Origin of the sequence: Xanthomonas sp. NCPPB 1067, assembly GCF_020783795.1 — a bacterium.
In the GTDB taxonomy this organism is placed as follows: domain Bacteria; phylum Pseudomonadota; class Gammaproteobacteria; order Xanthomonadales; family Xanthomonadaceae; genus Xanthomonas; species Xanthomonas melonis.
Genome location: NZ_JAJGQG010000015.1, coordinates 102,212 through 120,115, shown reverse-complemented (window position 1 = coordinate 120,115; position 17,904 = coordinate 102,212). Strand labels below are relative to the sequence as shown.

Below are 17,904 nucleotides of genomic sequence, written 5' to 3'. Positions count from 1 at the left end.
CACGCAATGCCCGCTGCATTGCGTGAATGCACTTCATTGGTTACAGCAGCCTGGCCAAATCACTTCGCCACTCCTTAATTACAAGATAAATTTGGCGTTCTAGTATAAAAATCAGACACTAACTTTGGCGGCCGTTCGTCAAACTGCCCAGTAACTCTCGCAACTTCTTTCCATGAAACGTGTTGCGCCCCCCAACTATTCTTACGAAGGATCCAGTGCGCATTTCCGGAAAGATTCATCCGCATCTTATCTAGGGGGGCTTCATGCTGGCCGATCTCTTGCACTTTGCCATTGCGCCAGCGCAAGACATTCAGCAGAAAATCGCCTTTACTTCTTCCCATGCAGAAATTATCGCGACTTTTCCCGGCAGTTGTAACGAGATATGCATCGCTGCCAGCGATGTAAAAAGACTTTACTTGCGCTGCTCCTTCGTTCTCCCAGAACACTTGCAACGGGTCATATCTAAATTCTTGATGCCGGGTGACGATTGACGAAGAATTTGGGAAATCAATTGTTCCTTCTGCCTGACGCTCCACCTCTACAAAGTGGCCCTCATCCAACCAGACCTGCTCCTCCCATTTCATCTTTTGCTTGCAGCCAGACATACACGTCATGACCAAGGCCAAACCGACGAGCATCAGCAGTTTCATAAACTCATCTCTCTCTCAAGGATTCCGAGCCATGCACTCGCAAGGGACTCAACAAGTAATCAATCACCCGCCGCTTGCCCGTTTTCACTTCCGCACTCAAGCTCATCCCGGCACTCATCCGCACCTTGACCCCATCGATCTCCAGCGTGCTGCCGTTCAATTTGATACGCGCGGGGAATACCAAACCTAGTTTTTCGTCCTGCGCGGCATCATGGGAGACGCTGGCGACCGTGCCGGTCAGATAGCCGTAGCGGGTGTAGGGGAAGCTGTCTACCTTGACGGTGACCGGCTGGCCCGGGCGCATGAAGCCGATGTCCTTGTTGAGGACGGTGACTTCTACCTCCAGTGCTTCTTCGGCCGGCACTATGACCAGTAACGGCTGTGCAGGCGTGACTACACCGCCTACGGTGTGGACGGCAAGTTGCTGGATGGTGCCGTCAACGGGCGCGTGCAGAGCCATCAGCTTGTCGCGCTGGCCGGTCCTGGCGACGTCCTGGGTCAGCTGGCCGGCTTGTTCGCTGGCTTGGCGTAAGGCATCCAGTGCCTGCTGGCGTGTGTCGGTGACAAGCACGCGCAACTCTTCCTGCGCCGCGCTGATCGCCGAGCGAATCTCCTGCAGGCGATTGCGCTGGGTGGCGAGCTGGCTTTCTGCGGCGATGCGTTCCTGTTCGCGCAGCAGATAGTCGTGGCGGCCGACGTACTTGCCTTCGACCAGGCGGCCGTAATCTTCCGCGCGCACTTTGGAGATGCGTGCGGATTCGGCCAGCGGTGCGATGGCATCCTGGGTGGTCTGCAACTCGGCCTGGCGCTGGGCGATGCTGGCTTCCAGGTTATGTCGGCGCGCCTGGAATGCGTCGAACTGGCTGCTGACCAATTGCTGCTCGTTGGCGACGCGCTCCGCGGGTAGATCCGGTGCGGCGCCCAGCTGCGGTGGCTGCCCGGTGGCGATGGCAGTTGCCAGGGCAGCCTGACGCAGCGCGGCGAGCCGTGCATTGACCAGCGCATCACCGGCCTGAGCAAACTCGGCGCCCGTCGCGGTGGCATCGAGTTCGACCAGCAACTGGCCTTTCTTCACCGCCTGTCCGTCGCGTACCAGGATCCTGCGCACCACCGCGGTTTCTGCGGTCTGTACCACCTTGGTCCGCGAATCGACCACGGTCTTGCCAGGCGCCACGGCGACGATATCGAGCTTGCCCAAGCACGCCCACAGCAGCGCGACACAGAAGAAGCCGATGATGATGCGCATCGTCCAGCGCGCGGTGGGCGAGACAGGCGTTTCGGTCAGTTCGAGATGCGCGGGCAGGAACGCGCGCTCGTCGGCGCTGCGCGCGGGCGGGTCGAGCTGGCGGCGCACCGCCCAGGCCGATTTGAAGATCTTGAAATAGCGGAGATAGAAATCGCGCCATCCCTGTAGCACGTGCTTCATGGTGTCCCCTGTTGCAGTCGATACAAGTGTGCGTACTGGCCTTCCGGGCGGTCGACCAATTCGGCGTGCGAGCCGCTTTCGACGATGCGCCCCTTCTCCACCACGACGATGCGGTTGGCATGCCGCACGGTGGACAGCCGGTGAGCGATGATCAGGACGGTGCGCCCCTTACAGATGGCCCGCATATTGCGCATCACCGCATGTTCCGATTCGTAATCCAGGGCGCTGGTGGCCTCGTCGAGAATCAGGATGCGCGGATCGCCGATCAGTGCGCGCGCGATCGCAATGCGCTGCCGCTGCCCACCGGACAAACCGGTGCCGTGCTCGCCAACCTTGGTGTCGTAGCCCTCTGGCAATTCCAGAATGAAGTCGTGGGCACCTGCCAACTTGGCCGCATGGATCACCCGCTCCAACGGCATGCCGGGATCGGTCACGGCAATGTTCTCGCGGATGCTGCGGTTGAACAGGAAGTTTTCCTGCAAGACCACGCCCAGTTGCCGGCGTAGCCATGCAGGATCGGCCAGCGCCAGATCCTGGCCATCGATCAGCACACGCCCGCGCTCAGGCGTGTAAAGACGCTGCACCAACTTGGTCAAGGTGCTCTTGCCGGAGCCGGAACGGCCGACGATGCCGATGATCTCGCCTGGGCGGATATCCAGCTCGATCCCGTTGAGCACTTCCGGGGCATCGGGGCGATATCGGAACGTGACCCGCTCGAACGTCACCTGCCCGCGGATCGGCGGCAGTGCCAGGCGGCTACCCGGCACCTCGGTGCGGGTATTGAGGATGTCGCCCAGCCGCTCGACCGAGATACCGACCTGCTGGAAGTCCTGCCACAACTGGGCCAAGCGGATGATCGGCGCGGTGACCTGACCCGAGAGCATATTGAAGGCGATCAACTGACCGATCGACAGCTTGCCCTCCATCACCAGCTTGGCGCCCCAGAACAGCACCGCCACGGCGGTGAGCTTCTGCACCAGTTGCACACCCTGCTGGCCAAGCGTGGCGATACGGGTGACGCTGAAACCTGCGCTGACATAGCCGGCCAGCTGGTTGTCCCAGGTGCGGGTCACGCGCGGGTCCACCGCCATCGCCTTGACCGTACCGATGCCGCTAACGGTTTCCACCAGGAACGACTGGTTGTCGGCGCCGCGCGCGAACTTGTCGTTCAAACGCTTGCGCAGCACCGGCGTGATCAACCCCGAGATCGTGGCGTACAGCGGCAACGACAGCACCACGATCAAGGTCAGCCAACCGCTGTACCAGAACATCACCGACAAAAAGACCACGGTAAAGAACAGGTCCAGCACCGAGGTCAACGCCTGTCCGGTCAGGAAGTTGCGGATGTTCTCCAGCTCGCGGACGCGCGCGATGGTGTCGCCGACCCGCCGCGATTCGAAATACGCCAGCGGCAGCGACAACACATGCCGGAACAGACGCGCACCCAGCTCCACGTCGATCTTGCTGGTGGTGTGGGCGAAGACGTAGGTACGCAGTCCGGACAGCAACACGTCGAACACCGCCATCGAGACCAGCCCGATCGCGATCACGTCCAGCGTGGTCAGGCCGTTGTGCACCAGTACCTTGTCCATCACCACCTGGTAGAACAGCGGGGTGATCAGCGCGAACAGCTGGATGAAGAACGAGACGATGAACACCTCGAGCATCAGCTTGCGGTACTTGACCACCGCAGGAATGAACCAGCTGAAGTCGAATTTGGCCAGGTCGCCCAGCACCGAAGCCCGCGAGGCCACCTGCAGCAACCGCCCCTGGTAACGTGCCTCGAACTCGGCCAGCGAAATTGAACGTGGCCGCTTTTCGACCAGATCGTGGATCAGGATCTGGTCCGTGCCGACCTTGGCGACGATAAAGGCGTCCCCTCCTGGCAGGAGGGCCAGGGCCGGTAACGCAGCCATGCCGATGCGCGCGGCCGGCTGGGCCACGACCTTGGCTTTCAGCCCCAACTGCTTGGCAGCCAGCAGCAGCGTGGTTTCGTCGAACGGCTCGCCCCCGCGGCCAAAGCCGTGTGCCAGCTGCGTCGCATCAGCTGCAATCCCGTGAAACTGCGCAAGAAGGACGAGCCCCTGCAACCCCAAATCCGGTCGGTCTTGCACCGACGAGCCGCCCTCGACCAACGAGAGCGACGCACTTCCCCCTGACATATGCATTCCTTGCTGTAGAGCCCAAGACGGGCTCAAGTGATGGACTAGGGTCTGAAACTGTTAAGAAACTGTCAATCAGACAATCCCGCGACCTCGATCAATTTTCTCAATCGAGCGTCTCCCAGGCTGAGACACGGACAGTCGATCCTGGGCACAGGTGGCCGAGGCTGGTTCTCTCCGAATGTGCGATGACGCCTGCAGGCCCCTTGACACCGTTGCCGATGCAAGCATGTCCGGCTGCCACATTTCCGTTACCATGCCAAGCCTCACGCCTACAACCGGCCCGCCGTATGTCCACTGCCCCGCAAAAGCCGCTCGCCATCCGCGAGCGTCTGTCCGAAGTCCGCTACGAGATCCGGGGCGAACTGGCGCGGCGAGCGCGGGAGCTGGAGGCGCAGGGCCGCAAGCTGATCAAGCTCAATATCGGTAACCCCGGTGCGTTCGGGTTCCGTGCGCCGGAGCACCTGCAGCGCGCGATCGCCGACGACATGGGCCGCACCGATCCCTACACCCATCAGCAGGGCCTGCCGGAAGCGCGCGAGGCCATCGCCACGGCCTACTCGCGGCGCCAGCATCCGGACGCACACCCGGACCGCATCTTCCTGGGCAACGGCGTCAGCGAGCTGATCGATCTGTCGCTGCGCGCCCTGCTCAATCCAGGCGACGAAGTGCTGGTGCCCTCGCCCGACTACCCACTGTGGTCGGCGGCCACCATCCTCAACGACGGCCGCCCGGTGTACTACCGCTGCGCGCCGGAGAACGGCTTCCAGCCGGACCCGGTGGAGATCGAGACGCTGGTGTCCTCGCGCACCCGCGCCATCGTGCTGATCAACCCGAACAACCCTAGTGGTGCGAGTTACTCGCGCGAGCTGCTGGAGCGCATCGTGGCGATCGCGGTCAAGCACAATCTGCTGCTGATGGTCGACGAGATTTACGACCAGGTGCTATACGACGGCGCGGCCTTCGTGCCGGTAGCACCACTGGCAGGCGCACACCCCTGCATCACCTTCAGCGGGTTGAGCAAGGTGCACCGTGCCTGCGGCTGGCGCGTGGGCTGGGCGCTGCTGTCCGGCGAACAGGTGCGCATCAACGACCTGCGCAACGCGATGGACCTGCTCGGCGCGTTGCGCCTGTGCGCCAATGTGCCCGGCCAGTACGCCATCGATGCGGCGGTCAATGGCCCGGATACCATTTCGGCGCTGTGCGCGCCGGGCGGCCGCCTGTACGAAACCCGCCGCGCGGTGATCGAGGCCTGTGCGGCCAGCGAGCATCTGCAGTTGGTCGCTCCGGCCGGCGCGTTGTACGCGTTCCCGGCGGTAGTGGGTGCGGCGGCACGCAATTTCGACGACCACGCATTCGCGTTGGACCTGATGAACGAGGAAGGCGTGCTGGTGGTGCCCGGCTCCAGTTTCAACGTGCCGTATCGCCACCACTTCCGCGTCACGCTGATGCCGGAGGCCAGCGTGATGCGCGACGTGTTCGCGCGGATCGACCGTGCCCTGGCGCGGCGCGCCGAGGCGGCAACCAAGGTCGTGCCGCTGAAACCGCGCAGCGTGGCCTGATGGCCGCGTTTGGCGTGCCGCAGCGCTATCTGGCGCTGGGCGACTCGTACACGATTGGCGAAGGCCTCGCTCCCGCGCAAGGATGGCCGGCGCAGCTGGCCGATGGACTGCGTGCACACGGCTGGGCCGTGCAGACCCCGCAACTCATCGCCACCACCGGCTGGACGACCGACGAATTGCAGGCAGGAATCGACGCGGCCGCACCGCAGGGCCCATTCGATCTGGTGAGCCTGCTGATCGGCGTCAACAACCAGTACCGCGAGCGCTCGCTGGACGAGTACCGCAGCCAGTTCGATGCGCTGTTGCAGCGCGCGATCGAACTTGCCGGCGGGCATGCTGCACGTGTGCTGGTGCTGTCCATTCCGGATTGGGGGCTGACGCCGTTCGCACGCGCGCAAGGCCGCGACGCCGGCCTGATTGCGGCGCAGATCGACGCATTCAACGATGTGGCGGCGGAGCGCTGTGCCGAGCGCGCAATCCGCTTCGTCGATATCACGCCCACCAGCCGCGATGGCGGCGATGCGGCCGAGATGCTGGTCGACGACGGCCTGCATCCCTCCGGCGCAATGTACGCACGCTGGGCAGCGGTGGCGCTGCCAGCGGCGCGCGATGCGCTGGGAGCGACAGGATCGGCGGACACCATCGCCTGATGGCGAACACGGGCAGGCTGTCTCTCTGCGCGATGTCGCGAGCCTGCTGCTCGCCTTCCCACCAATGCCGCGTGCACTGCCCGATACCGATGCCGTCCACCGTGTAAAACAAGGCGCAATGCACCGGCTCGCCTGCCGCGGCCGGGTGCACATGTCTGCTTTGCAGCGCCCGTTTCCGAGGTGCACATCCGCGAGAACGCAAGACGCTGCACGCGGCCCTGTATCGCGAAATCGTCGAGCCCGCCCTACCGCAATCCGGTCACCAGGCCCAAAGAGCGGCCAACAGAACTGCTGCGCAGCCGCCAGGCGGGCGCGGCCGGTGCTCGGAATCCTCATGTACCACACGTACACTCCGGTTCCTCCGCGCCGTCCACACCCACCTGACGACCGCTCGCTACGTTCTGTTAGCCGCTCTATGCTACCCGCGCAGCACGCCTGATTGCCAAGGAACGACATTGCACAACACCGCCACCCAACCGATGAGCCGCGCCCAGGCACTGGCGATCGCCCGCGCTTTCCTGCCCAGGCATCCGCTGGGCAACCGTTACGATTACTACTACACCCAGGCCAAGCTGCGTACCGACCCGTTGTATCCGGGCGTGCTGGCGCAGTTGCGCAGCACCAGCGCGCCGGTGCTGGACCTGGGCTGCGGCTTGGGCCTTCTCGCGCATGCCCTGCGCGCCGATGGCCAGGCACTGGCGTATCACGGCGTGGACGTGGACGCCTCCAAGATCGCCCGCGCGCAACGCATCGCGCAGCGTTCGGCGCTGGGCAACACCAGATTCGAAGTGGTCGACCTGAGTCTGGCCTGGCCGCAGCACCGCGGCAGCGTCACCATCCTGGACGTACTGCAATACCTGCAATCGGACATGCAGGCAGGCCTGTTGCGCAGCGTGGCGCAGATGCTGACGCCAGGCGCGAAACTGGTGATCCGCAGCGCGCTGGGCGACGACAGCGGGCGTGGCCGCACCAGCCGCGTCACCGACGTGCTGGCGCATCTGAGCGGCTGGATGCAACGCATGCCGCGCAGCTATCCCACCCGCGACAGCCTGCAGAGGCATCTGGACGCCGCCGGCCTGCGCGCGACGTTTTCGCCGCTGTACGGTAGCACGCCGTTCAACAACTGGCTGATCGTGGCCGAGCCACGCTGATCGTTCGCAGCGGCATCGGTATCGTCCGACGCCGCTGCCGATCCGCCAAGCCTTACCTTCGAGGCAGCGCACGCGGGCGATGCATTGCCCGCGCACGCCATCACCGCCGTGGTTACGCTTTACGCCACTCCCGCCGGCCCTGGCCTTTGGGCGATTGCGCCGTGGCAGGGCGCACTTGGCCACGACGCCGCCGAAGACAGCATCAGGCCACATCATCGCCTCGCCTTGCGCACCTGGCTCAATCCGGACGCCGCCCCACCAGCCCGCGCGCGCGCATCGCCTCCAGCACCCCGCGCAGGATGGCGAGGTTATGCCCATGTGCGGCGCCCTCGTGCAACAACACGATGGCGCCAGGGCGCAGGTCACGCACGATGCGCGCCACGGTGGCATCCGGTTCGCAGCGCACGCCGTCGAACCCGCGCGCGCTCCATGCCACCCGGGTCAGCCCGTACGCACGCAGTGGCGATGCCACGAAGGGGTTGGTCATGCCCACCACCGAGCGGTACAACCGCGGCGCCTGCCCGGTGATGGTGGCCAGGGTGCGCTGCGCCAGGCCGATTTCCTGCGCCATGCGGCGCGGTCCCAGCGCCCAGAACCAGGCCTGCGGATGGGTCTGGCTGTGATTGCCGATGCCATGCCCGCGCCGCACCATCTCGCGCACCAGTTCCGGCCGCTGCGCAGCACGGGCACCGACCACGAAGAAGGTCGCCTTGGCATCGTAGGCGTCCAGCAGTTCAAGGATGGCCGGGGTATCCTCGGAGGGGCCATCGTCGATGGTCAGCCACACCTGCGGCGCATGGCCGGGCAACTGCGCCAGCACCGGCGCGTACAGCCGCGCACGCGGCAGGAACACCGGCACCACGAACAGGGCGTGCGACAGCAGCAGTGCGGGCAGGCCCCACGCCCACCCCAGCTGCCACCACAGCGCGGCCACCACCGCTTGCGAAAGCGCGAACAGGCCGACCCAGCGGTACGGGTGCGAGGGGGTGCGATACAGCGTTTCCGGCGTGGTCATGCCGCATGATGCCATGCGGCGTAGAATGGCTGGTCTCCACGACCCGACCGAAGCGCTGCCATGTCCCTCGATCCCGCCCTGCGTTCCCGTATCGATACGCTGCTGCAATCCAGCCGCGTGGTGCTCTTCATGAAAGGCCAGCCAGGCATGCCGCAATGCGGTTTCTCGGCCAAGGCGGTCGGCGTGCTGGACGGGCTGGGCATCGACTACGCGCACGTCAACGTCCTGGCCGACCAGGAGATTCGCGAAGGCATCAAGGCCTACGGCGACTGGCCGACCATTCCGCAGCTGTATGTGGATGGCGAGTTGATCGGCGGCAGCGACATCATCGTGCAGATGGCCGACAGCGGCGAGCTGAGCAGCATGCTCGGCCTGCAGGCGCCTGACCGCAGCCCGCCGAAGATCACCATCACCCCGGCCGCGGTGGAAATGCTCAAGGGCGCGCTGGCCGATGCGCCGGATGCAGCGCTGACGCTGGCCATCGATGCCAATTTCCAGCCGAACTTCCAGCTGGCGCCGACCAACCCGAATGCGATCGCCGCCGAATCCAACGGGCTGCGCGTGCAGTTCGACCTGGCCAGCGCGCGCCGCGCCGACGGCATCACCATCGACTGGGTGGACGATATCCGCGGCCGCGGCCTGGCCATCGACAACCCGAATGCGCCCAAGCCGGTGCAGGAGCTGTCGGTGCGCGATGCCGACGACCGCCTCAAGGCCGGCAGCCTGACCCTGGTGGACGTGCGCCCGGCCGACGAGCGCGCGCTGGCCACGGTGGCCGCGCCGTTCCGCACCCTGGATGCGCACGAGCGCGCGGCCATCGAGCAGTTGCCCAAGGACACCGCGCTGGCCTTCCTGTGCCACCGCGGTGGGCGTAGTCTGCAGGCGGCCGAGCATTTCCGCGGCCTGGGTTTCCGCAACGTCTACAACGTCACCGGCGGCATCGATGCATGGTCGGACGAGGTGGACAGCGGCGTGGCGAAGTACTGATTCCACACAGACGCCGCGCTTGGCGCGGCGCCTCGCAAAGCGAAACGGACGCTCCCTGCAGCGTCCGTTTTTCTTCATGGGTCACTGCACCAGATTGCCTGCCGTGCAGATAAGGTTCGCCTGGCCAGCGGCCAGCGGCCAGCGGCCAGCGGCCAGCGGCCAGCGAAGCATAGTCCGGCGGGTGCAGCGCCGTTGCAGGGCCGCTGGCCGCATCGTTCACCCGGCGAATCCGCCGGCATCCAGAAACTGCTGTTCCTCGGCGGTGGTGGTGCGTCCCAGCACCGCGTTGCGATGCGGGAACCGACCGAAGCGCTGGATGATCTGCTGGTGCTCCAGCGCCCATCGCGTGGTTTCCGCATCGTCCAATGCCCCGATCAGTTGCACGGCGCGCGCCTGCTCCTGCAGATCCTCGGCATGCTCGAACGGCAGATAGAAGAACAGGCGCAGTTGCGCCGACACCTGCCGATCGAATCCGCGCGCCAGGGCCTGTTTGGCGCACTGCAGCGCCAGGCCATCGGTGGCGTACGCATGCGCGCTGCTGCGGAAGGCATTGCGCGGAAACTGGTCGAGCAGGATCAGCAAGGCCAGCGCATCCTCGGCGCGCTCCATCCAGTGCGCGTACTCGCCGCGTGCCGCAGCGAAATGCTGCTCGCTGAAATGCTGGCGGAAATTCGCATCGAACGCATCGTTATGCGTGAACCAGCGCGCCGAGCCGGCCAGTTCCCAGAAAGCCAGTACCACATCGGCCTGCTTGTTGCGTTCTGACTTGGCGATCATCGACGTTATCCTTGGCGAATACGGCATAGCATGCACCGCCATGGGTGATGGAACCAGCATGGCACACCTTTCGCACTTGGCAATCTGGGCGCAGGCGGCTAGGTTTGCGGCCTACGTTTTCGTGTCACCGGGGAAATCCATGCGTTCCATTCTGTTCGCCGCGCTTGGCGCGGCGTTGGCGTGCGGGTCCGCGTCTGCGGCATCGCGCTTCGTGCAAGACCCCTACCCCAGCACCTACCGTGCGCTCGCGTCCGGTCCGGTGCTGATCCAGCACGCCACCGTGCTGACCGGCACCGGGCAACGCCTGGACGATGCCGACGTGCTGCTGCGCGACGGCAAGGTGGCCGCAGTGGGCCGCGCACTCGAAGCGCCCGCCGATGCGCGCCGTGTCGACGGCACCGGCAAGTGGGTGACGCCGGGCATCATCGACGTGCATTCGCACCTGGGCGTGTATCCCAGCCCCGGCGTCAGCGCGCACAGCGACGGCAACGAGATGACCGCCCCGGTGACGCCCAACGTGTGGGCCGAACATTCGATCTGGCCGCAGGATCCGGGCTTCGGCACCGCGCTGGCCGGCGGCATCACCTCGCTGCAGATCCTGCCCGGCTCGGCCAACCTGATCGGCGGGCGCGGGGTCACGCTCAAGAACGTGGCGTCCACCACCTACCAGGGCATGAAGTTCCCGGGCGCGCCCTGGGGCCTGAAGATGGCCTGCGGCGAGAATCCCAAGCGCGTCTACGGCGAGAAGGGCGGCCCCGGTACCCGCATGGGCAACGTGGCCGGCTACCGCGCCGCCTTCATCGACGCGGCCGAGTACCTGCAGAAGAACGCACCGAAAAAGCAGACCGAAAAAAAACGCCGTTGGTGGAGCCGCGGCGGCGACAACGACAGCAGCGGCGATGCCGGCGGCAAGCGCGATCTGAAGCTGGATACGCTTGCTGGCGCCATCAACGGCGATATCCGCGTGCACATCCACTGCTACCGCGCCGACGAGATGGCCACGATGCTGGACCTGTCCAAGGAATTCGGCTTCCACATCGCCGCCTTCCATCATGGCGTGGAGGCCTACAAACTGGCCGACCGGCTGGCGCAGGAGAACGTCTGCGGCGCGCTGTGGGCAGACTGGTGGGGCTTCAAGATGGAGGCGTTCGACGGGATCCAGGAAAACATCGCGCTGGTCGACCGGCCGGCCAACAGCTGCGCCATCGTGCATTCGGATTCGGAGGAAGGCATCCAGCGGCTCAACCAGGAGGCCGCCAAGGTGATCGCCAATGCGCGCCGCAGCGGTATGGAGATCCCGCCCGAGCGTGCGATCCGCTGGCTCACCAGCAACGCCGCCAAGGCGCTGGGCATCGAGCGACAGACCGGCGCACTGGAGCCAGGCAAGATGGGCGATGTGGTGGTCTGGAACGGCAACCCCTTCAGCTCCTACGCCCTGGCAGAACAGGTGTATATCGACGGCGCACAGGTCTACGACCGCCACAACCGCGCACTGCAGCCGGTCTCGGACTTCATGCTGGGCCAGGAGGTGGCACGATGAGCCGTATGCGCATGCACCGCCCGCGTCTGGGCGTCCTTTCCGCCCTGCTGCTCGCCGCGCTCGCCGTGCCAGCAGCGGCCCAGCAGGTGCTGATCCGCGGCGCCACCGTGCATACCGCCACCGCGCAGGGCACCTTGAAGAACACCGACGTGCTGGTACAGGGCGGAGTGATCCGCGCGATTGGCAGCAACCTCGCCGCGCCCGCCGATGGCCGCGTGATCGATGCCCGCGGCCGGCCGCTGACACCTGCCCTGTTCGGCGGCATCACCGAGATCGGCATCGAGGAAGTGTCCGGCGAAGACAGCACCGTGGACAGCGGCGTCAAGCTCGCCGATCAGCCGATGCGCCCCGAATTCGACGTCACCCTCGCCTACAACCCCGAGTCGGTGCTGGTACCGGTGGCCCGCGTGGAAGGCATCGGTTTCACCGCATTGGGGGCGACCACCAGCGGCGCCTTCATCGCCGGCCAGGGTGGCATCGTGCGGTTGGATGGCAGCCCCGATCCGGTCGGCCCGCATGCCTTGTTCGTTCGGCTCGGCGCGGCGGCCTCCGATCTGACCGGCAGCTCGCGCGCCGCGCAGTGGATGCTGCTCGACCAACTGGTCGCCGAAGCGCGCGGACGCATGCCGGCCGATTCGCCGCATGCCTTGCTCACTCCGGTCGGGCGTCGCGTGCTGGCACGGTATCTGGCCGGACAAGGCCGCATCGTGGTGCAGGTCGAACGCGCGGCCGATATCCGCCAGCTGTTGCGTTGGGCGCAGCGCGAGAAGGTGCGCATCGCCATTGCCGGCGGCGCCGAAGCCTGGAAGCTGGCACCGCAACTGGCTCAGGCCGGGGTGCCGGTGCTGGTGAACGCGCTTGCCGATCTGCCATCGACCTTCGATCAGGTGGGCGCGACGCTGGAAAATGCCGCCCGTCTGCGTGCTGCCGGGGTGGAGGTCAGCTTCAGCCAGAGCGGTGATGCCTCACACAACGCGCGCAAGCTGCGTCAGCTGGCTGGCAATGCGGTGGCCAACGGCCTGCCGTGGGAAGCCGGCCTGGCCGGGCTGACCCGTGTGCCGGCCGAAATCTTCGGGGTGGCCGACCGTTTCGGCAGCATTGCGGTGGGCAAGCAGGCCGACCTGGTGCTGTGGGAAGGTGATCCGCTGGACGTTGCGCACTATGCCGAGCAGGTCTGGCTGGGTGGGCGCGAGATGCCGATGCGTTCGCGCCAGACCGAATTGCGCGACCGCTACCTGCAGCCACCCGGTGCCCTGCCGCGTGCCTATCTGAAGTGAACCCGCCGTGCCTGCAGTAAGAGCAGCCAACAGAACGACTGTGTAGCCGCCAGCTTTCCGCCATGAATAGCTTGTTTCAGGGCAGCGGCTTGCGCTCGATCGATCGGGTGGTGCTGCGCGAAGCGCCGGCCAGGCTGCAATACTTCCGGACAACGATGGAGGGGCGCCTGGTGCTCACCGCAGACGCGCTGCTGTTCCAGCCGCAGGCACGCTCTGCGCAGGCGCATTCGCTGGCGATACCGCTGACACGCCTGGTCGCGTTGCGGCCCTGCTGGACGCGCGGGTTCGGACTGATTCCGCTGGCGCCGACCGCGTTCGCGCTGCGGCTGGATGAGGGCTGCGAGTACCGCATCGCGGTCGCGCAGCGGACACAGTGGATCCAAGCCATCGTCGCCGCCTGCGCGGACCTGCGCGGCCGCGCTGCGGTTTAGCGTCTCCGGCAAGGCACCACCGCAGCCCGGCCGGGTCGTCCGGGCTGCGTCAGCGAGGGCCCTCGGCGGTCAACCGGTGGCGCGCGCGCTGGCAGATGCCGGCCGCCCTGCCTACTTCGCGTCCATCGTGGCGCTGACCTTGGCCCAGCCGTTGCCACGCACCACTTCGAAGCCGGCTTCAACCACATGCAGATACATGCTGTTGTTGTAGCGGCCATCCTTGGAGCGATTGGTCTGCAACCAGTTCAGGAAGGGCTTGGCGTCTACGTTGAGGCTGCCGCTGGTCTTGAGGGTGGGCTGGCCGGCGGTTCCGGTCGGGATGAAGGTGTACACGTAATACCCGGCGGCGGTGTTCATGCCCTCCCACAGATCGAAGGTGCGGCCACCGGCGGTGATCACCTTGCTGGCGGTCAGCGTGCCGATCGGCCAGGAGTTGTGATCGCCCCAGATCATCACTTCCAGCTGCGGGTTGCCCTTGGCGGTATCCCAGCGAAAGAAGATGTCGTAGGCGAAGTCGCCCGCCAGCTGCGTACCGCCGGCACTGTAGGTGAACTTGAGCGGCATCTTGCTGATCGCCGAGACCTGCCGCGGAAACAAGGTATCGGTGGTCGGATTCCAGCCGTAGTGCGAGCCGCGCACGATCGCCGGATATCCATAGAGATTGTAGTCGGCGAAGTTGAAGGTGACGGTCAGCTCGGGCGTGCTGCCGGTGCCGAAGGTGCCCTGGATGATGTTGTTGGGATCGTTGAAGTTGTTGACCCAGGCGTAGTGGTTGCCAAAGATCTTGTACGGACCGGCCAATGCCGCAGGCGCCAGCGCCACCAGGCCGAGGGTCAGTGCCGCCTTCCACCAACGCGAGGCGCGCCGCGGCGTGGCGGGGGCCTGAAGGCGGTTCGGGACAACGGGAATGCTTGGGGTGTCGTACATATCAGCTCTCCTTGGATAGACGCTGCGGCGGTCGCGTTGCGCTGCCGTTGGCCCGCCTGGTCGCGGTCGCATCGGACCCTAACAGCGCCGCCATCGGCAGAGCTATACCGATTAGGACAGGCCTGCGCAGCCAAGTACGATAGCGGGCGCCACCTTGCGGTCGGCGCGTGCGCCGGTGCGCAGTTCGGCGTCCTTCTACGGGGCTGCCGCCGCCCGGCCCGGCCCTTGCCGGCCGCCCGAAGCGCGGCAATGGTGCGCAGCCACATACGCCACCGCGCGCCAGGCCTGCAACGGCCACCCCACCCGCGGATCGCAGCGCACCGGCGGGCCCCACCGGTTGGCAGGAAGCGCCGGACGGACACGGCCGGCCAGGCCGGGGGCTACGCGCAACGGCCGTTTTGCGATAGCGTTCGCATTTGAAAGCGACGCAATAGCCGGAGGGGGCGACGATGCGCATCGGAATCGTGGTGGACAGTGCGTGCGACCTGCCGCAGGACTTCATCGAACGCAACAACATCATCGTGCTGCCGATCAGCGTACGGATCGGGGAGGCGGTACTGGCCGATCACCGCGACGAGGAGGCCACACTGAGCTTCCTGCAGGCACATGTGGCCGAACGCGGCCACGAAGCCGAGACCACGCCGCTCTCGGTCAACCAGATCCGCGACCTGTTCCTGCAACGGCTGGTGATCGATTACGACCACGTGTTCTGCCTGACCATCTCCAAGCTGCGCAGCCAGATCTACGACAATGCCATGCAGGCCAGCTTCGCGATCCTCAACGACTACAAGCCGATCCGCCAGGGCGCCGGGCATAGCTCGCCGTTCGCGCTGCGCGTGATCGACACGCTCAACCTGTTCGCAGGCCAGGGCGTCACCGCGGTCGAAGCGGTGCGCCTGCGCGATCAGGAACAAAGCGTGGCGGCGATCCGCACCCGCCTGGAGCAGCTGGCCGAACACACCTACGGCTACATGATTCCACGCGATCTCTACTACCTGCGGGCGCGCGCCCGCACCAAGGGCGATCGCAGCGTGGGCCTGATCGGCGCGGCGCTGGGCAGCGCGTTGGACATCAAGCCGGTGCTGCGCGCCTATCGCGGCGTCACCGAACCGGTGGCCAAGCTGAAAGGTTTCGAGCCCTCGGCGGAGAAGCTGTTCGGCTTTACCGTGCGCAAGATCCGCGAAGGCCTGATGACCCCCACCGTGTGCGTGGGCTACGGCGGCGAGCTGGCCGAATTGCATGCCTTGCCCGGTTACACCGCACTGCAGGCCGCCTGCCAGTCGCATGGCGTGGAGCTGTTCGAAAGCGTGATGAGCCTGACCGGCATGGTCAATGTCGGCAAGGGCGCGCTGGCGGTGGGCTTCGCAGCCGAGCCGCACGGTTTTTCCGCCTGAGGCGAACGCGCCGCCCGCGGCTCTCGACGGCGTTCTCACCCTGCCTTGGCTAGGGTGCCGCGGTCATTCCACGGAACCTGCCCATGCCTGTCAGTTATTCGATCAGCCTGCCTGACCCCAAGCTTGCCCGCGGCAGCGCGCCGTCGGTGAGCTTCGATGCCCACGGTGCCGATGCGTTCGCCGAACAGCTGCAGGCGGCCCTGCGCGACCCGGCCTGGTTCGATCGCTGGCGCCAGCTGCAGGCCGACCCCGACGAGGTGGATCCCGCGCTGGGCATCACCGACCCGGCCGCCACCGTCACCGGCAAGCAGCACGACCTGCGTATCGATCTGGTCGCCACCACCAGCATTCCGGGCGATCTGTTCAAGCAACGCATGCAGGCCCTGGCCGGCCGCCACTGGGAAATGCGCGACGTGCGCTGAAGCCACCGCGCAGCGAAACGATGCCGCCACGTTGCCCACGCGGCGGCCCGTTCCGGGCGCCTGATGACGACGCGCTGCGTTGCGTATCCACGCCAACGCAGACCTACGTCCTGGAGACTGTGGCATCCCAACGCGCACGGTCGACGCCTTTGATCAGCAGCCACAGGCAGAGCGCGGTCTCGCCAACCAATACCGGCAAAAGAATGCCTGGCGTGATCATGGCTGCGAAGCCCGGTGCCAGCAGTTCGGCAAACGCCGCGATGAGATAGCTGGCGCCCGCCAGCACCATCAGCACGCCTAGCGTGCGCGGGAGATAGGTAGAGCGATAGATCAAACTGCCGCTGACCAGGCACGCGGCACCAAAAAAGATCAACGCGCCGTTGAAAGCGATGCCATGCCCCAGCAACGCCATCGACGCCAGTGCAAATCCGTGCTCGGCCGTTGCGCCCGTCGCACCGGATGCGAGGGGCAACACCATCAGCTGGAATACCTTGCTGACTGCCTCGACCGAAAGCGATGCGATGTTCAACAACACGAACAGCAGCGCCAGGCCGCGGCCCGCCGGCCGTAGCAGCAGATATTCGATCCACAGCTGCACGACAGCGATCAACGGGACCAGCAGGTTGGCAGCCAGCCCCATCTTCCATAGTGCGGCATGCGCCAGGATCGATCGCAACGTCGCCTGGTCGTCGCCTGCGACGATCAATGCATTGGACACATAGCCTTCGGCCCAGCCTCCGAGCACGATGACCGCCAGATAGAGAGCACCGGCAAGACGTGCATAGAACTGCGGCCGTGCGTGGATGTCGTACGCCATGAACGGCGCCGTCATCCAGTCGGAATGCATCGATGCGGCCATTAGCGCCAGCGCTCGGACGGCGCGCGAACATACGTCCGCAACACGTAGCGCCAGGGGATCAACAGGGGGAAGATCACCACCAGCAGACAGGCCGATACCGTGGACCAGGTGCCTGCTTCCATGCGGTCGTGCAGCAGACGCGGCGCTGCCACGAACCCCAGCCAAAGGCACTTCTACGCGATCTCGAACAGCAGCAGGGGCAGCATCTTGAGCGGGCTGCGTAGCCCGAGCAGCGCCAGCAATCCGATCGCACCCAGCATGCACTGCACCACGCCTTCCATCAGCTCCCATGCGTCATGCCGCAGTACGATGCCTGGCCACACCTGCACACCCAGACCGACCACCAGCAGCAGATATCCCGCGCGCAACCCATACAAGCGCCACAAGGGAACAGCGTCGGGCGCGCTGGCGTGCGTGGTCGCAACAGCAGCCGTGCTGTCGGAAGCGTGCATCTTCGTCATCCGACATCCTTGAGGATCTTCTCGATGCTGTCGAGCCGCACCCGCATGTCGGCCAATGCCGCGTGGGTCTGCTCTGCGAGGGTGCGATACGCCTGGATGTATTCCAGCTGCGCCCTGGCTTGCCTGACCGCAGCGAAGTAACGCATGCCAAAGATCGCCAGCAGCGTGCCCAGCGGCAGGCAGATCGTCAACAGGTAAAGATGCTCGGACAAG

General features: G+C 65.6%; 19 protein-coding genes and 1 other RNA gene. 10 read left to right on the top strand and 10 right to left on the bottom strand.

All coding sequences use genetic code 11. The features are described 5' to 3' along the window. Window positions 1-74: 74 nt before the first annotated feature. Genes LL962_RS12995 through LL962_RS12985 form a run of 3 tightly spaced genes read right to left on the bottom strand, consistent with a single transcriptional unit; the run spans window position 75 to window position 4,238 of the window. Window positions 75-650, bottom strand: coding sequence for a hypothetical protein (locus tag LL962_RS12995; RefSeq protein ID WP_228317191.1), 576 nt, complete (start codon window positions 648-650; stop codon window positions 75-77). A 4-nt stretch (window positions 651-654) separates the two neighbouring features. Beyond that, window positions 655-2,076 (bottom strand): HlyD family type I secretion periplasmic adaptor subunit, encoded by a 1,422-nt coding sequence (locus LL962_RS12990; protein WP_228317190.1) that lies wholly within the window; start codon window positions 2,074-2,076, stop codon window positions 655-657. Continuing rightward, window positions 2,073-4,238 carry a type I secretion system permease/ATPase gene (locus tag LL962_RS12985; RefSeq protein ID WP_228317189.1) on the bottom strand — a complete coding sequence of 722 codons (2,166 nt, stop codon included), beginning with the start codon at window positions 4,236-4,238 and terminating at the stop codon, window positions 2,073-2,075. Before LL962_RS12985 ends, LL962_RS12990 begins: the two co-directional genes overlap by 4 nt. Before the next feature lie 290 nt (window positions 4,239-4,528). Between LL962_RS12985 and LL962_RS12980 the strand changes: the two genes are divergently transcribed. From LL962_RS12980 to LL962_RS12965, 4 genes are all read left to right on the top strand, one after another. Next, window positions 4,529-5,800: a pyridoxal phosphate-dependent aminotransferase gene (locus tag LL962_RS12980; RefSeq protein ID WP_228317188.1), complete on the top strand. Its 1,272-nt coding sequence runs from the start codon at window positions 4,529-4,531 to the stop codon at window positions 5,798-5,800. After that, entirely contained in the window at window positions 5,800-6,450 is a 651-nt protein-coding gene (locus tag LL962_RS12975; protein ID WP_228317187.1) for an SGNH/GDSL hydrolase family protein, read from the top strand. Before LL962_RS12980 ends, LL962_RS12975 begins: the two co-directional genes overlap by 1 nt. A gap of 334 nt (window positions 6,451-6,784) precedes the next feature. Beyond that, a non-coding RNA gene (locus LL962_RS12970) (sX9 sRNA) lies at window positions 6,785-6,860 on the top strand. A 69-nt stretch (window positions 6,861-6,929) separates the two neighbouring features. Then, a complete protein-coding gene (locus LL962_RS12965) occupies window positions 6,930-7,601 on the top strand; it encodes a class I SAM-dependent methyltransferase (protein WP_104585674.1) in 672 nt (223 codons plus the stop codon). A gap of 238 nt (window positions 7,602-7,839) precedes the next feature. Here the strand turns inward: LL962_RS12965 and LL962_RS12960 are convergent, their stop codons facing one another. Beyond that, complete coding sequence (locus LL962_RS12960) at window positions 7,840-8,631, bottom strand: polysaccharide deacetylase family protein (protein WP_228317186.1); 792 nt, start codon at window positions 8,629-8,631, stop codon at window positions 7,840-7,842. 45 nt (window positions 8,632-8,676) lie between these two features. Between LL962_RS12960 and grxD the strand changes: the two genes are divergently transcribed. Continuing rightward, window positions 8,677-9,603, top strand: a complete 927-nt coding sequence (gene grxD, locus LL962_RS12955) for a Grx4 family monothiol glutaredoxin (RefSeq protein WP_104585678.1) — start codon at window positions 8,677-8,679, stop codon at window positions 9,601-9,603. Window positions 9,604-9,819: 216 nt separating this feature from the next. Here grxD and LL962_RS12950 read toward each other — a convergent pair whose 3' ends face one another. After that, complete coding sequence (locus LL962_RS12950) at window positions 9,820-10,380, bottom strand: DUF924 family protein (protein ID WP_228317185.1); 561 nt, start codon at window positions 10,378-10,380, stop codon at window positions 9,820-9,822. A 139-nt stretch (window positions 10,381-10,519) separates the two neighbouring features. Between LL962_RS12950 and LL962_RS12945 the strand changes: the two genes are divergently transcribed. The 3 genes from LL962_RS12945 to LL962_RS12935 all read left to right on the top strand — a co-directional run bounded on the left by LL962_RS12945 (window position 10,520) and on the right by LL962_RS12935 (window position 13,628). After that, complete coding sequence (locus tag LL962_RS12945) at window positions 10,520-11,920, top strand: amidohydrolase (protein ID WP_228317184.1); 1,401 nt, start codon at window positions 10,520-10,522, stop codon at window positions 11,918-11,920. Further along, on the top strand, window positions 11,917-13,197 hold the full coding sequence (locus LL962_RS12940) for an amidohydrolase family protein (protein WP_228317183.1): 1,281 nt from the start codon (window positions 11,917-11,919) through the stop codon (window positions 13,195-13,197). Before LL962_RS12945 ends, LL962_RS12940 begins: the two co-directional genes overlap by 4 nt. Window positions 13,198-13,286: 89 nt before the next feature. After that, complete coding sequence (locus tag LL962_RS12935; protein WP_208621396.1) at window positions 13,287-13,628, top strand: hypothetical protein; 342 nt, start codon at window positions 13,287-13,289, stop codon at window positions 13,626-13,628. Window positions 13,629-13,739: 111 nt separating this feature from the next. Here the strand turns inward: LL962_RS12935 and LL962_RS12930 are convergent, their stop codons facing one another. Then, entirely contained in the window at window positions 13,740-14,555 is an 816-nt protein-coding gene (locus LL962_RS12930; RefSeq protein ID WP_228317182.1) for a GH12 family glycosyl hydrolase domain-containing protein, read from the bottom strand. Window positions 14,556-15,004: 449 nt separating this feature from the next. Here LL962_RS12930 and LL962_RS12925 point away from each other — a divergent pair, with 449 nt between their 5' ends. Both LL962_RS12925 and LL962_RS12920 read left to right on the top strand, forming a co-directional pair. Next, window positions 15,005-15,949: a DegV family protein gene (locus LL962_RS12925; RefSeq protein WP_228317181.1), complete on the top strand. Its 945-nt coding sequence runs from the start codon at window positions 15,005-15,007 to the stop codon at window positions 15,947-15,949. An 83-nt stretch (window positions 15,950-16,032) separates the two neighbouring features. Next, entirely contained in the window at window positions 16,033-16,371 is a 339-nt protein-coding gene (locus LL962_RS12920; RefSeq protein WP_167395202.1) for a hypothetical protein, read from the top strand. A 103-nt stretch (window positions 16,372-16,474) separates the two neighbouring features. Here LL962_RS12920 and LL962_RS12915 read toward each other — a convergent pair whose 3' ends face one another. The 4 genes from LL962_RS12915 to LL962_RS12900 are packed head-to-tail and all read right to left on the bottom strand — an operon-like array spanning window position 16,475 to window position 17,903. Next, window positions 16,475-17,218 (bottom strand): DUF4386 domain-containing protein, encoded by a 744-nt coding sequence (locus tag LL962_RS12915; RefSeq protein ID WP_228317180.1) that lies wholly within the window; start codon window positions 17,216-17,218, stop codon window positions 16,475-16,477. A gap of 11 nt (window positions 17,219-17,229) precedes the next feature. After that, the gene (locus LL962_RS12910; protein ID WP_228317179.1) at window positions 17,230-17,382 is read right to left on the bottom strand and encodes a hypothetical protein; all 153 of its coding nucleotides are present in this window, start codon (window positions 17,380-17,382) and stop codon (window positions 17,230-17,232) included. A 21-nt stretch (window positions 17,383-17,403) separates the two neighbouring features. Continuing rightward, the gene (locus LL962_RS12905; protein WP_228317178.1) at window positions 17,404-17,691 is read right to left on the bottom strand and encodes a hypothetical protein; all 288 of its coding nucleotides are present in this window, start codon (window positions 17,689-17,691) and stop codon (window positions 17,404-17,406) included. Then, the gene (locus LL962_RS12900) at window positions 17,688-17,903 is read right to left on the bottom strand and encodes a hypothetical protein (RefSeq protein ID WP_228317177.1); all 216 of its coding nucleotides are present in this window, start codon (window positions 17,901-17,903) and stop codon (window positions 17,688-17,690) included. The genes LL962_RS12905 and LL962_RS12900 overlap by 4 nt, the downstream gene beginning before the upstream one ends. Window position 17,904 lies beyond the last annotated feature (1 nt).

Coding starts and splice junctions, on each gene's coding strand:
- LL962_RS12980 (WP_228317188.1), top strand. CDS start 4,529: ATGTCCACTGCCCCGCAAAAGCCGCTCGCCATCCGCGAGCGTCTGTCC.
- LL962_RS12945 (WP_228317184.1), top strand. CDS start 10,520: ATGCGTTCCATTCTGTTCGCCGCGCTTGGCGCGGCGTTGGCGTGCGGG.
- LL962_RS12975 (WP_228317187.1), top strand. CDS start 5,800: ATGGCCGCGTTTGGCGTGCCGCAGCGCTATCTGGCGCTGGGCGACTCG.
- LL962_RS12985 (WP_228317189.1), bottom strand. CDS start 4,238: ATGTCAGGGGGAAGTGCGTCGCTCTCGTTGGTCGAGGGCGGCTCGTCG.
- LL962_RS12915 (WP_228317180.1), bottom strand. CDS start 17,218: ATGCATTCCGACTGGATGACGGCGCCGTTCATGGCGTACGACATCCAC.
- LL962_RS12990 (WP_228317190.1), bottom strand. CDS start 2,076: ATGAAGCACGTGCTACAGGGATGGCGCGATTTCTATCTCCGCTATTTC.
- LL962_RS12925 (WP_228317181.1), top strand. CDS start 15,005: ATGCGCATCGGAATCGTGGTGGACAGTGCGTGCGACCTGCCGCAGGAC.
- LL962_RS12940 (WP_228317183.1), top strand. CDS start 11,917: ATGAGCCGTATGCGCATGCACCGCCCGCGTCTGGGCGTCCTTTCCGCC.
- LL962_RS12965 (WP_104585674.1), top strand. CDS start 6,930: ATGAGCCGCGCCCAGGCACTGGCGATCGCCCGCGCTTTCCTGCCCAGG.
- LL962_RS12930 (WP_228317182.1), bottom strand. CDS start 14,555: ATGTACGACACCCCAAGCATTCCCGTTGTCCCGAACCGCCTTCAGGCC.
- LL962_RS12960 (WP_228317186.1), bottom strand. CDS start 8,631: ATGGCATCATGCGGCATGACCACGCCGGAAACGCTGTATCGCACCCCC.
- LL962_RS12920 (WP_167395202.1), top strand. CDS start 16,033: ATGCCTGTCAGTTATTCGATCAGCCTGCCTGACCCCAAGCTTGCCCGC.
- LL962_RS12950 (WP_228317185.1), bottom strand. CDS start 10,380: ATGATCGCCAAGTCAGAACGCAACAAGCAGGCCGATGTGGTACTGGCT.
- grxD (WP_104585678.1), top strand. CDS start 8,677: ATGTCCCTCGATCCCGCCCTGCGTTCCCGTATCGATACGCTGCTGCAA.
- LL962_RS12995 (WP_228317191.1), bottom strand. CDS start 650: ATGAAACTGCTGATGCTCGTCGGTTTGGCCTTGGTCATGACGTGTATG.
- LL962_RS12905 (WP_228317178.1), bottom strand. CDS start 17,691: ATGACGAAGATGCACGCTTCCGACAGCACGGCTGCTGTTGCGACCACG.